Origin of the sequence: Bacillus clarus (genome assembly GCF_000746925.1) — a bacterium.
GTDB lineage: Bacteria > Bacillota > Bacilli > Bacillales > Bacillaceae_G > Bacillus_A > Bacillus_A clarus.
The window spans coordinates 3,315,143-3,327,347 of record NZ_JMQC01000008.1 but is presented as its reverse complement, the minus strand read 5'-3'; the positions used below and the strand labels follow the sequence as shown (position 1 = coordinate 3,327,347).

The 12,205-nt window shown below is 33.4% G+C and carries 13 protein-coding genes and 2 pseudogenes; 8 read left to right on the top strand and 7 right to left on the bottom strand.

All coding sequences use genetic code 11. The annotated features are described in order from the left end of the window. Positions 1 to 143: 143 nt before the first annotated feature. The 3 genes from DJ93_RS17885 to dhaK form a co-directional block, all read right to left on the bottom strand. On the bottom strand, positions 144 to 488 hold the full coding sequence (locus DJ93_RS17885) for a DUF4064 domain-containing protein (protein WP_042982297.1): 345 nt from the start codon (positions 486 to 488) through the stop codon (positions 144 to 146). Between the two features lie 557 nt (positions 489 to 1,045). Next, entirely contained in the window at positions 1,046 to 1,459 is a 414-nt protein-coding gene (locus tag DJ93_RS17880; RefSeq protein ID WP_042982296.1) for a hypothetical protein, read from the bottom strand. A 420-nt stretch (positions 1,460 to 1,879) separates the two neighbouring features. Then, positions 1,880 to 3,631, bottom strand: a complete 1,752-nt coding sequence (gene dhaK, locus DJ93_RS30830) for a dihydroxyacetone kinase subunit DhaK (RefSeq protein ID WP_042982294.1) — start codon at positions 3,629 to 3,631, stop codon at positions 1,880 to 1,882. A 178-nt stretch (positions 3,632 to 3,809) separates the two neighbouring features. On the opposite strand from dhaK, the gene dhaS reads away from it, so the two are divergent. The 3 genes and pseudogenes from dhaS to DJ93_RS17860 all read left to right on the top strand — a co-directional run. Then, a complete protein-coding gene (gene dhaS, locus DJ93_RS17870) occupies positions 3,810 to 4,382 on the top strand; it encodes a dihydroxyacetone kinase transcriptional activator DhaS (protein WP_042984248.1) in 573 nt (190 codons plus the stop codon). A gap of 13 nt (positions 4,383 to 4,395) precedes the next feature. Then, positions 4,396 to 5,394 (top strand): DhaKLM operon coactivator DhaQ, encoded by a 999-nt coding sequence (gene dhaQ, locus DJ93_RS17865; protein ID WP_042982292.1) that lies wholly within the window; start codon positions 4,396 to 4,398, stop codon positions 5,392 to 5,394. Positions 5,395 to 5,399: 5 nt separating this feature from the next. Continuing rightward, positions 5,400 to 5,804 (top strand): annotated as a pseudogene (locus DJ93_RS17860) (DUF4352 domain-containing protein); the annotation flags it as partial. A gap of 318 nt (positions 5,805 to 6,122) precedes the next feature. Here DJ93_RS17860 and DJ93_RS17855 read toward each other — a convergent pair. Next, positions 6,123 to 6,317: a hypothetical protein gene (locus DJ93_RS17855; RefSeq protein ID WP_042982291.1), complete on the bottom strand. Its 195-nt coding sequence runs from the start codon at positions 6,315 to 6,317 to the stop codon at positions 6,123 to 6,125. A gap of 372 nt (positions 6,318 to 6,689) precedes the next feature. Here DJ93_RS17855 and DJ93_RS17850 point away from each other — a divergent pair, with 372 nt between their 5' ends. After that, the gene (locus DJ93_RS17850) at positions 6,690 to 6,815 is read left to right on the top strand and encodes a YjcZ family sporulation protein (protein WP_042982290.1); all 126 of its coding nucleotides are present in this window, start codon (positions 6,690 to 6,692) and stop codon (positions 6,813 to 6,815) included. A 353-nt stretch (positions 6,816 to 7,168) separates the two neighbouring features. On the opposite strand, the gene DJ93_RS33260 is transcribed toward DJ93_RS17850, so the two are convergent. From DJ93_RS33260 to DJ93_RS33255, 3 genes are all read right to left on the bottom strand, one after another. Continuing rightward, a complete protein-coding gene (locus DJ93_RS33260) occupies positions 7,169 to 7,330 on the bottom strand; it encodes a hypothetical protein (protein WP_181969217.1) in 162 nt (53 codons plus the stop codon). A 14-nt stretch (positions 7,331 to 7,344) separates the two neighbouring features. Further along, positions 7,345 to 7,659 carry an ATP-binding cassette domain-containing protein gene (locus DJ93_RS29630; protein ID WP_241484293.1) on the bottom strand — a complete coding sequence of 105 codons (315 nt, stop codon included), beginning with the start codon at positions 7,657 to 7,659 and terminating at the stop codon, positions 7,345 to 7,347. Positions 7,660 to 8,562: 903 nt separating this feature from the next. Then, positions 8,563 to 8,700 (bottom strand): hypothetical protein, encoded by a 138-nt coding sequence (locus tag DJ93_RS33255; protein ID WP_181969218.1) that lies wholly within the window; start codon positions 8,698 to 8,700, stop codon positions 8,563 to 8,565. Between the two features lie 366 nt (positions 8,701 to 9,066). Here DJ93_RS33255 and DJ93_RS17835 point away from each other — a divergent pair, with 366 nt between their 5' ends. The 4 genes and pseudogenes from DJ93_RS17835 (at position 9,067) to DJ93_RS17820 (ending at position 12,121) form a co-directional block, all read left to right on the top strand. Further along, entirely contained in the window at positions 9,067 to 10,119 is a 1,053-nt protein-coding gene (locus DJ93_RS17835) for a pyruvate kinase (protein WP_042984245.1), read from the top strand. Between the two features lie 123 nt (positions 10,120 to 10,242). Then, positions 10,243 to 10,566: pseudogene (locus DJ93_RS30825) on the top strand (cation transporting ATPase C-terminal domain-containing protein); the annotation flags it as partial. A gap of 498 nt (positions 10,567 to 11,064) precedes the next feature. Continuing rightward, positions 11,065 to 11,190: a hypothetical protein gene (locus DJ93_RS34425; RefSeq protein WP_259300237.1), complete on the top strand. Its 126-nt coding sequence runs from the start codon at positions 11,065 to 11,067 to the stop codon at positions 11,188 to 11,190. 163 nt (positions 11,191 to 11,353) lie between these two features. Continuing rightward, positions 11,354 to 12,121, top strand: a complete 768-nt coding sequence (locus DJ93_RS17820) for a hypothetical protein (RefSeq protein WP_042982286.1) — start codon at positions 11,354 to 11,356, stop codon at positions 12,119 to 12,121. Positions 12,122 to 12,205 lie beyond the last annotated feature (84 nt).

Below are 12,205 nucleotides of genomic sequence, written 5' to 3'. Positions count from 1 at the left end.
CACCTCTTCCGTCCAACTAGAAAAAAGAATAACGTCATCCTCATAATATGCAGTTCATTTCATTCTATCAACCTACTATACAGGTGCTACCTAAACAAAATAAATCATGCACATAACAAAAGTACTCATTCGAGTGCTCTTACTTAAGCAGATACAGAATCTTTTCCTTTACGGAAGATCCCCATTAATCCACCGATTAATAATAAAACAGCTGGTAAAATATAAATGAAGGAAATACAAATAAATCCACCGATTGCTGCGATTGTCATCATAGCGCCGCCAACTTTTGCTTTACTCTTAACCATTACAGATCCAACAATTCCTAAAATTGAAAGAGCAACAGCTCCCCAGCCTAAACCAATAACACTGTTTGCACCATCTGCTTCCATAGCAGATGCAACACCACCGATAAATAATGCAATAAATGCACATAAAATACCAAAAATACCGCCAATAAGTCCTAATACAAATTCAGTTGTACGTTTCATTGGAATAAATACTCCTCTAATTTTATTATTATGAATTCAAGCTTCACAGATTTATTGTCCATAATAAATGATAGTTTGTATGTACCTGTACATTCATCTTATTCAGCTACATGAAAATAAACTTCCCACTTATATGTGATTGCTAGAAACAATACTTTCATTAATCAATTGATTCTTCACTCTTTCAATTCGTTATCTTTAGCAAATTTCAATTTTAAATAGTGAAATAAAGATCTTTTCACCATTATTTTTAATATTGAAAGCAACCTTTACTCGGTTCATTTCTATCGTATCGCCAACTTTATAAATTTCTTCTTGCTTCGGGCATCTCGTTTACTTCCTTCTTTCACTTTCATTTCAGCAAAAGCAACTAAACTTAATACTCAAATTGTAGCGATTCTTTTGACTATAAACCCATTCTCTTAAATTCAAAACGTAAGATTTCCGAACTAATCATAGCAAACAACAATCGTATTTTTTGTCGTATTATGTCGAATATCAATAATAAGATAATCGCAAATTTTAAAAAAATGAAGAGGGTATTCATTTAGGTATTCTTACACTCTTTCACTTTTCTTCGTCCTCTCATTTACTACTGAATCATCTTCCGAAGTAGACGGTACAAAGTACGTTATAATAACTAGCAAAGAAATAAGCAGCCCTGCTTTCCCGCCAATATAAGAATATTTCAACGGTGCATATAAACTATCTGTAATAAATAATAAAAACCAAAAGAGTATATTCGGGATTCCAGACAATAGATAAAAGATCTCCGGATCCTTCTTCTGTATACATTGGTAAATGCTAATCCCCGCAAAAATGGGAGTAAAGTAAAGAAAATAAAAAAACGAAATCTCTTCCCAAGTAGGAATTGTAAAACCATTTACATCTTTCTCTCCAAATGCGTTATACCATGGCATACAAAAAGTAATAATGAGCAAACACATTAAAATGACTTTTACCTTCTGCATCAATGTCTTCCTTTCCTACTTTATTTAAAATCTCATGTACTACGTGCTCTAAAAATAACAATTCACTATCCACCTTATCCGTAATTACCTAAGTGGCACTTCACCTCCTAAGCGCCTTCCTCTTTCTTATGTATGAATCATTATATTAGTCGTGCAGAAAAATATACTTTAACTTTTCCGCTTCATTTCGCCTTTTCATCAATAGGTTAGAAGACGAATCAAAAAAAGAAGCAACACCTCATCGGCATTGCTTCTCTCCTTCATATAAAGTGAAACTTTAATCAGTGGGGAGTCCCATCCCCACTGATTATTAGCCCACACCATTCGGGCTTTTACGGGTAGCCCAACTCCCACCTAACTTCTTTGCTTCCGCCGAATTTTGAGGTGGGAGCCTTATTGCCCTCAAATAGCGGGATAAAACTAGCTTAAACTACGAGAAATCTCTGTAAAAATCACTCCAAGCGCATAAGCACCAGCATCAGGATACCCTAAACTCCTTTCACCAACTGTGCCAGCTCGCCCCATTCGAGCGACGATTTCTTTTGTGTATTCTGCACCTTTAACAGCCTCCTCTGCTCCTTTTTCAAAAGCTGTTTTAAAGTTCGCACCAGAGGAAGCACATTTTAACCAAGAGTTTACACAAGGAACAAGTGCATCTACAAGCGTTTTATCGCCCACTTCCGCTCCTCTTCCGAAAGAGCGCTCACCAATAGATTGTATACCGTGAATCGCCACTTGTAGCATGTCAGCAAACTCACCAATTGTTAACTCCATTTTGCCATTTACAGCTTTACCTGCTGCACGGAAAGCTCCGCCCCAAATCGGACCAGAAGCTCCCCCGCAATGTTCCATAATAACCATTGAACATGCATCAAGGAACGTTCCGATATTTAAATTTTCTTGCTCCAAGATAGAGCTCCACTCACGTTTTAATTGCTTGAACCCTTTCGCAACGCTCATTCCGAAGTCTCCGTCACCTGCATGCGTATCTAACTCACAAAATGGAACTTCGTTTTTAATAATGATTTCACTCATTTTATCAACAATATAAATCATATTATTTAACGTAATTACCTCATTTTGAATAATAGCGTGTTCTTCCGCTGTTTCCGTCTCGAAAGAAACCTCTTTCTCTTCTACATCTTCATGAATATCAACATACTCTACACTCTCAACTGGTCCATCCACTTTAAACGCAGGTGTATTGCATTCTTTTGATAGTAATGTTTTCAGCTCATCATCTAGCTTCATCACCGTTAAAGACATACCTGCCATATCAATACTCGTCATGTAATTACCGACAAATGTTCTATTAATTTTTATATTTCTACTATCTAACTCTCTCGTAACCGCATTATTAAATAAATACAGTTCTTGCAACGGCGTACCACCGAAACCATTTACAAGAAGCGCAATTTCCTCATCACCATGTAAATCTAAATCTTTCACAAGATCATTTGTCATGCGTGAAGCTAGTTCGTCTGCCGTCATAACTTTTTCTCTTTTAATACCTGGCTCTCCATGAATACCAACGCCGTATTCCATTTCATCTTCACCAAGTTTAAAAGTAGGCGATCCACTCGCAGGAACTGTACAAGAAGTGAATGCTAAACCAATTGTACGAACGTTAGCCGCTGCTTTTTCCGCTACTGCCTTCACTTCTACTAAGTCCATACCTGCTTCCGCTGCTGCACCGGCAATTTTATGCACGAACACAACGCCCGCAACACCGCGGCGTCCTACTGTATACAGACTATCTTCTACCGCGATATCATCGTCTACTTTCACATATTCTACTTCAATACCATCTTCAGTCGCTAAATGTGCTCCATTTTTAAAATTCATAATATCTCCGCTATAATTTTTAATAATTAATAGCGTACCTTTTTTGCTAGCTGTCGCTTTAATTGCTTGATATACTTGAATTTGTGAAGGTGAAGCAAATACATCTCCGCATACTGCCGCATCTAACATTCCTTTTCCGACTAACCCTGCATGCGCCGGCTCATGACCACTACCACCACCGCTAATTAATGTTACTTTATTTTCGTTCATTTCTTTTTTCTTAATTACTTTATACTTTTTCAAAAGCTCAAGTTCTGGGTGAGCCATAACCATTCCGTTGCACATTTCCATTACTAATGTTTCAGGTTTGTTTATAATTTTTTTCATTGTGATCCTCCCTCATTTCCTTTAGCATATTGTGATATATGTGAAATATTTTTGTTACTACTTATGTTAAAATGAAAGCGTTTTATAGTAAACGGACAAAATGGACAATTTGTCTAAAGACACTTCCTTCATTTGTAGGTAGGATTTTCATATGAATAAAGTTGTAGGGATGATTAAAATGACCTCTTCTATAATTTCTAAAAAAATAATCGCGAACTCATTGAAAAAATTAATGGAAACAGAATCTTTTCATAAAATATCAGTGAGTGATATTATGCTCGATTGTCAGATGCGTAGACAAACTTTTTATTATCATTTTAAAGATAAATTCGAACTATTAAGTTGGATTTATAGAGAAGAAACGAAAGAAAACATTATAGACTTTCTCGATTATGAAAAGTGGGAAAATATTTTCGACCTATTATTTGATTACTTTCATCAAAATCAAAAGTTTTACCGAAATGCGTTTAAAGTAACTGAACAAAACTCATTCAATCACTATTTATTTGAGCACACGAAAAACTTATATATGAAGATTATTGATGAACTATCAATTGGTTGTAATATAATCATTTCTGAAGAGAAAAAAGATACAATTGCATCTTTTTATAGTCACGGCTTTGTCGGGACGATAAAAGATTGGATCGAAAATCATTGCAAAGTAGACCCATCTATTATGTCTTCTCTCATTAAAAATATGATAAACAACCAATTATTACTTTTACTCCAGCAATCCGTAAACAAATACTAAGGTGGAAAAAACAATGAAAAAGATTATGAATGATGTGCAAAATATTGTTCAAGATATGCTATGTGGCTTTTACTTTGAACATAATGACAAAATATCTTACGACGAAAAACACAACATCATTTATCAAAAGAACATTGCAGAAATACAGCAAGATGTTGTCATTATAAGCGGTGGCGGGAGCGGACATGAGCCAGCTGATATTGGCTATGTAGGAAAAGGAATGCTTGCGGCGGCGGTAAACGGAGAAATTTTCACCCCGCCTACAGTAGAACAAATCGTAGCGGCCACTCGCCTCATACCGAAAGAAAAAAGTATTCTATTCATTATTAAAAACTTTAAAGCTGACGTAGAAAACTTTCTAGCCGCTGAACAGATCGCAAAAGAAGAAGGAAGACAAATTGATCACGTCATTGTACATGACGATGTTTCCATTGAAGACGATGCTTCCTTTAATAAAAGAAGACGGGGAGTAGCTGGTACCATTTTCGTTCAAAAAATACTCGGAGCAGCAGCTCTCAAAGGCCATTCTTTAGAAGAATTACAGGTGATTGGCCGCTCTGTCATTCATAACTTGCATACATTAGGAGTCGCACTTTCTTCCGCAAACGATCCAGTTCAAGGAAAAGCGTCTTTCACGCTACAAGACGATGAAGTCTTTTACGGAGTCGGCATTCATGGTGAGAAAGGATACCGTAAAGAAATATTATCTTCTTCTGAAAAGCTAGCTATCGAGCTTATGAATAAGCTAAAAAGCATTTATCGCTGGAAAAAAGGTGATTATTTCGCCCTCCTCATTAACGGATTAGGCGCGACACCATTAATGGAACAATATATTTTCACAAACGACATTCGCCGTTTATGTGAACTTGAAGGATTAAACGTCCGGTTCGTAAAAGTCGGGACTCATCTAACCTCTTTAGATATGAAAGGTACTTCACTAAGTTTACTTAAACTAGAGGATTCCGATTGGGAGAGGTGGTTGAAGGTGGATGTTGACGTAGCTAGTTGGTAATAAAAAAGGATCCTCAAAAAGAACTTTCCAACCAAGGAAATTCTACTAATGTATATATAACGGTAAACTCCGTCGAGTCATTAGATGTTATAGGTAATGGAGATATAAAAACACAAGGCGTATTTAAAGCTTTAGACGTCTACGTTTATAATAATCAAAAAAAGCCCATTACACTAAATAGCAACAACTTTAAATTAATTGACGATCTAGGGAGAGAATATTACAGTTCTAATGAATCTCAATTAGCACTTAAAGCTGCAAATAATTCTACCTTTACATTTGGTACTCTTAATCCTGATTCAAGTTCATCAGGAAAAATTGTATTCGATGTACCAAAATATACGCAAGGGTTAGTTTTAAAAGTTAATAGTAATATGTTGGATAAAGAGATTGAGGTGAAATTTGAATAGTCAATGGTACTTAAAAGCGCACTTTTGTTTTGAATAAAATATAGATTTGAATCATATTTCTCAATAAAGCCTGAGAGTCCTTTCGCTGTTCATATATACCAAAAACTTAAATGTTTTACATGGGCACGTATATTTGTTATCTTAGCTTCCAACCGTTTACTTTCGGCTGTTTCTAATAAAGCCATCATATTTGAAATTACTCTCGGCACCCTATAACAATTTATAATGACATAACAAAAAGCACAGCCTCTGTTTTAACTACAGTAGGCTGCACCTTTTTCATTTTCGATTTTGTATAACTTAATATACCTGGCTTCCCTAATCCTTTTGAGTAGCTGCTCTCCAATCACGAAAAGATGTTGGGAATCCAGAATACCCACGTTGCTTTGTAAAAACTGTTTTTTCTTCAAGAGTAGTCAATGTTGTTTGCATTTTTTCCAGCTGTTCTCTCAACGCCTGTTGTTCAACCTTTAAATCCGTAAGTAAACGTAAAATCATCTCAGAATTAGTCATGAATATCCCCCAATCAAAAGAATAAAATACAATATGTAAACGACACAATACCCGTGACAAAAACAAGGTCGTCAATTCTCTTAAAATAATTCCCCATACACAAACAAAAAGTGGCATGGCAACGATTCGTTCTTTTTCAGGATACTTATAAAAAATTTTAAAATGTATGATAAGACGATAACTAAAAAACTTAGATTTGAAATCTTTACGAACGTTTCCTTTACATATGTGCCGTAAACTTAAAATGGTGAGTGTCTTTTCTTTTTTTCAAAAGGACCTGCTCAATTAATCCGTAAAAACATATAGTAAAGTGAATCCATTAACGTACATGTGTGACCTCAAGTTTTCCTCTTAATGAAAGGAGGGATTCATATGGGCTATGGCGGTAGTTGCGGTGGAGGCTGTGGCTTTGGTGGCGGATTCGCCTTACTTGTTGTGCTCTTTATCTTATTAATCATAGTTGGAGCTAGCTGTTGTCGCGGCGGATTCGACTGCTAAGAAGAGGCACTCTTGATAGTGTCCTTTTTTATATTTCTCAATATACGACTAACATATATATGCGACTATCATAGTGCGAGATTCCTAAGCGCAATATAGTAGTTTACCAACTATAAAAGGCCACTGTCACAAGAAAACAGCAGGCTTTTATTTTGTTATCTAACAAGATTAGAAAATGGAGCACCATTCGGCCCCGTTAAATGAGAAAAAGAACGTCGTACCCTCCAAACTTGCAATATATAGTTAAGCTTATTCTGTTACACTCGTACAAACTTCCTTATATAAAATAGCCCACCTATTTCCGTAGGCGGACTTTATGTGACTTTGCACCAGAACCTCTTTATCAATAAAGTTTATTTTTCTTCCCCTAATTTTTTATCAATAAAATATCCAATAACCAGGACTAAGGGAATCAATAATAACTTTAAAAATGAAATATCCTCTGCTGGTGTAGTTTTCATATAGTAAATGACACATCCTAAAATGAGCAATAAAGAAACGATTCTTCTTAACATACATTCACCCTTTATCACATAGTTAATTGACTAATAGACCAATTATTACTATTTAACTCATAGGAAAATACCACGCCTTCATTATTTTCATGAGAAACGATAATAAAGGTTCTGTCTGTACTTTTATTAATGAGCTCTGATAAAATCCCTCTACTTTCTTTATCTAAAGAGTTAAACGGTTCATCTAATAATACTAATTCTGTTGGAGTAGATAAATGAATTGCTAACCATATCTTCTGCCTAGTTCCTAGAGATACATTTTTTACGGGTTGCTTTAAGTAAGAATAAACATTAAACTTCTTACTTAATTTATAAACGTTTTCTAACAAATCTTCCCCATAACTAAAGAATAAATTATAAAATTGAAGGAATTATAAATTGGATTAAGAAGCTTTTTTGTAAATCGATAAAGATTTTAATGAGGGGTTATATTAATACGCAGTAAAAAATAGAGAGAAAAAAGAATTGCAATGATTTATTTTCCTAAAAGAAGAATAAAATAAATCATTGTATAGATAGGTATTGCAATTGAAGTGATTATATACATTGACATTTCAAATTTAGAAAGTTTTCTTTTTTGTTTATTTAATTTAAGCTGTCTACAATAAAAAATACTAGAAATAAATATTAATAAAAAAGCGAATGCTTGTATATTTTCTAAAAAGATGATCAAATCATCCCTCCCCTTTAAACTTTGTTTGTTTTAATTTTATTTCGTATATCAAATAAATAAAAAGAATCTCATATTTTATTTCAGATAAAGGAGATTCTTTTTTGTTTATGAAAAAGATGCGATACTTTATCTCTTCAATCAAAGAATTCTAAATGCGTTTTGATCAAACTTTTTTATAAAACTAAATGTTCATTCAAAAAGAAACGAATCCAATTTGATTAAACTTTTTTCAAAATGGATTTGTTTTATTTTCTGTAGAATAAGGATTTGTAAGTTGTTTTGAATTAAACTTTATTCCAAAGCAATAGCTACGCATTTTACTTGATAAAATAAAACGCCACCCATGAAATTCACCTCTCTTCAATATGTGTTTAAGATTTTTTATTACATAGAAACCTTAAGACCTTATGAGTTCAGCATATAACATTAGGGAGATTAACAGATGCAAAAAATGTCACCATTATTTGTCTATTTATAATAAATGTTTTGAACTTTTATTATAATTATCAATTAAGGCTCACAGTACATTGCTATAAAACCATAAACACTTATTTCATATTTACTTTTGTTGCGGGCGGTAAAAAGTATCTACCAATTGATTATACTCACTTCTTGAAATTTCTTTATTATACAGTTTAATTAATAAATCCTTATGCGCCTTCGAAAACGCCATTTTATCAATAAATTTTGGATACATATGATTATTCTCTCTCCGTCTAATAAATTATTATGTTGCATTTCGCCTACTTCCCTTGAGTATTATATTAAAATAAACAACCCATGCTTTATGAAATATTACATATCGAAATGGTTGAATATATTTATAAAGTAAGCGTCAAATATTCCCCACCTACTATTTGTAGGCTTGTATATACTTTAGTATTCATTTTTTCATCATGAAAAGGTCGATCATTTCTATGTTCAGAAATTACCGATCTTTTTTGTATGTTTATCTTTCTTTATCGTGCTGTCTTAGCTACTACAGGCTTTCCGTTACAAATTATGTTGGAGAACATTATTTTTTCTTTTTATGGGAATCATGTTTAAAAAGGATGGTGGAAATATGACAATCGATCGAATTTGTACAATTGGACCAGCAAGCAATAATAAAGAGACATTAGCTCAGTTAATAAAAAATGGTATGAAAATTGTTCGGTTAAATTTATCACATGGTTCACATGAAAGTCATAAAGAAATAATTCGTTTAGTAAAATCTTTAGATGATTCTATTAAAATTCTAGGTGATGTACAAGGTCCTAAAATAAGATTGGGTGTAATCAATGAAGAACAAATTACACTTCAAGCGGGGGATTCATTTATTTTATATACTCATTCAGTTGCAGGGAGTAAAGAAGAAGCAAGTGTTGATTATGTAGGAATTGCTAATGATGTGAAAGTTGGGAGTAGAATTCTTATTAATGATGGACAAGTTGAATTAATTGTTGAAAAGGTAAGTATGGAAAAAATAGAAACAAGAGTAAAAATAGGTGGCGATATTGCCTCGCATAAAGGGATAAATTTACCAGGTGCAACCGTTAGCTTACCGGCTATTACAGAGAAGGATAAAAAAGATATTCAGTTTCTTTTAGGAGAAGGTGTGGATTTTATTGCGTGTTCATTTGTTCGAAAACCTTCTCATATAAAGGAAATTCGCAACTTTATACATCAGCAAAAAGAAGCTTCCCCCAATATAATTGCAAAAATTGAAACGCTGGAAGCTATCGAGAATTTTCCAGATATATGTAAAGAAGCGGATGGAATTATGATTGCAAGAGGAGATTTAGGTGTAGAATTACCGTATCAATTTATTCCACTTTTACAAAAAATGATGATTCGTGAGTGCAATCAATCGAACACATATGTAATCACAGCAACACAAATGCTTCAATCTATGGTAGATCACTCTATTCCTACAAGAGCTGAGGTGACTGATGTATTTCAGGCTGTACTGGATGGAACAAATGCGGTTATGCTTTCTGCTGAAAGTGCATCAGGTGGCCATCCGATTGAAAGTATTAAAACATTGCGTCTTATTTCTGAATTTGCTGAACATGTAAAAAAAGATGGTCCTTTTGTTATGAAAGATGTACTGGAATTGTTCCATAAATCTCTTTAGTATATAAAAGTTGCATTCATCGCTCATCCTTACATATGAAAAAGCATCCTTTTATCTTGAAAAACTTGCTGAATTTTAGCTAGCTAAACATGTGGTGGGGTTGTGATGTACCGTTGACATATAAATCTCTCCCCTCTCTTCCCAGATCAAATTGATGAAGATGCTCTATTACATACTCAAACGATGGCATGTATCGTGCTTAGCTTTTCTCAGCTCGTTCATTCATTTCACTTACGCTCAAGAACAAAATCAATCTTTTCCGCTAAGATATTTACAAATAAATATTTAGTCTTCTCACTTCTTATCGGTGTTCTTTTGCAAGTTTGTATGATCTCCATCCCTCCTCTTGCAAATATATTTGGTATGCATGCAATAACAATACGAGATTGGGGATTTGTTCTCTTATTAAGCATCATTCCACTTGTCGTGAATGAAATCATAAAGTGAACCTTTCATCAGTGGGGGGAGTTTTCCATTCCCCACTGATTATTAGCCCACACCAATCTTACTGCTCTCAAATAGCGGGATAAAAATAATCTATATTACAATCTTAAGTTGATGGATGTGGTGGTACCCCATCACCATCAAGCTAGGAAAAGCAAATACCCCAAAACGAGAAAATTGACACCTCCAGATCAAAATGTATAAATTTTTTTTGGGGGTGTTATAAAATTCTTAAGTTGATGGGCATGTGGTCACCATATCATTTCGGGAAAATTGTACGTTTAGACACATTTTAGACAAAAAATAGCCAAATCCCTGTACGTTAAGGGATCGGCTATTTTTTTATGTAATCCTTGCTTGTGAAAATAAATAAAATAATTTACTTATAGCAATACATCTTTTCCTATTATTTAGTAGATTCTTTCATAAATAGGGCTGTCCATAGTGCAGGCACACCAAATACTTCATTACAAGCTAGAATAGAAATGATAACGTTTTCTTATGAATTTTTCAATTCAAGATGAATTACAACGATATGTTACACCTGTATTTCTAGAAGAACTTGCAAGAGAAATCGGATTTATAAAGCGAAAACATAAGCTTTCTGATTCAGAATTCGCTACTTAGCGTATAAATCGATTTTTAAATCCAATAAACGCGATGTGTATATTTCAGTTTAATTGAATGTTCTGTCAGCAATGCGATTTAGGTGTTCACAAAAATTACATTTAATTAAACATTCTGTCAATAATACGATTTAGGTGTTCACAAAATTAAGGAGGCATATATTATGAATTTCAAAAAAACTATGACCACTATTACAGCTTCAGCATTTTCATTATTTCCATCTGTTTCAAAAGCAAGTGAATTAGACAAGTCTATTAAAAATGTAGAAATTAATGTAACAGAAAACGAAAATATGATAGGATTTTCTGAACAACAAATTAAAGAATCTCAAATTATAGCAAATTATTTATCTTTTGAAGAAAAAGATGGTATTGGTGTTTTTACGTTTTCTAATGTTGATCAGTTAGGGAAAGAATTGAAAAATATTGGTTCTTCAGTTACTGTTAATGAAATTCATTCAGCTGTAGTTGAAATCAATACTAAATTAGCTCAAGAAAACGGAAATGGAAAAACTACAGAATTGCTTGTTAAATCTAAAAATCTTATTCAATATGGAACTGAGACCGCACCGGCTCGTGTAGGAAGAGGATGGAGTAGTTGGGTAGTGGGTACTGGGTACTGGTATGGCTGCAACTTATTATCTAGGTGCACTTGCGTGTCCAAACTAAAATTATACTTAAACACATATCAACTTACTGTTAATTTTACACCCATTGCATTATTTACATGTTTAGCCATTTTTAATAGTACACGAACTGTATATCCTACTTTTATATTGTTTATTTTAATAGTATTAAATATATTTTCATTTGAGTTATTAATGAATCATAAATATGATAATTCAAAAAAAAAAGTTATTCCAACAACTGTATATTTCATCATATCTAGTATATTATATAGGATTAGTTACTTTTGGATAATAAATAAATAACAAAAATAACTGATTATACCAACAAACAATTGAAGAAGTTTGTGTGATTACAGGTATAAGTCAAGCGGCTTTATATCGCAAATT

What these genes read in the sequence shown, in the direction of transcription:
- DJ93_RS33255 (WP_181969218.1), bottom strand. Translation starts at nt 8,700, where the DNA reads ATGTATCCAAAATTTATTGATAAAATGGCGTTTTCGAAGGCGCATAAG.
- DJ93_RS34425 (WP_259300237.1), top strand. Translation starts at nt 11,065, where the DNA reads ATGAATTTTTCAATTCAAGATGAATTACAACGATATGTTACACCTGTA.
- dhaK (WP_042982294.1), bottom strand. Translation starts at nt 3,631, where the DNA reads ATGAAAAAAATTATAAACAAACCTGAAACATTAGTAATGGAAATGTGC.
- DJ93_RS17850 (WP_042982290.1), top strand. Translation starts at nt 6,690, where the DNA reads ATGGGCTATGGCGGTAGTTGCGGTGGAGGCTGTGGCTTTGGTGGCGGA.
- dhaQ (WP_042982292.1), top strand. Translation starts at nt 4,396, where the DNA reads ATGAAAAAGATTATGAATGATGTGCAAAATATTGTTCAAGATATGCTA.
- DJ93_RS17880 (WP_042982296.1), bottom strand. Translation starts at nt 1,459, where the DNA reads ATGCAGAAGGTAAAAGTCATTTTAATGTGTTTGCTCATTATTACTTTT.
- DJ93_RS17820 (WP_042982286.1), top strand. Translation starts at nt 11,354, where the DNA reads ATGAATTTCAAAAAAACTATGACCACTATTACAGCTTCAGCATTTTCA.
- DJ93_RS33260 (WP_181969217.1), bottom strand. Translation starts at nt 7,330, where the DNA reads ATGTTAAGAAGAATCGTTTCTTTATTGCTCATTTTAGGATGTGTCATT.
- DJ93_RS17885 (WP_042982297.1), bottom strand. Translation starts at nt 488, where the DNA reads ATGAAACGTACAACTGAATTTGTATTAGGACTTATTGGCGGTATTTTT.
- DJ93_RS17855 (WP_042982291.1), bottom strand. Translation starts at nt 6,317, where the DNA reads ATGACTAATTCTGAGATGATTTTACGTTTACTTACGGATTTAAAGGTT.
- DJ93_RS17835 (WP_042984245.1), top strand. Translation starts at nt 9,067, where the DNA reads ATGACAATCGATCGAATTTGTACAATTGGACCAGCAAGCAATAATAAA.
- dhaS (WP_042984248.1), top strand. Translation starts at nt 3,810, where the DNA reads ATGACCTCTTCTATAATTTCTAAAAAAATAATCGCGAACTCATTGAAA.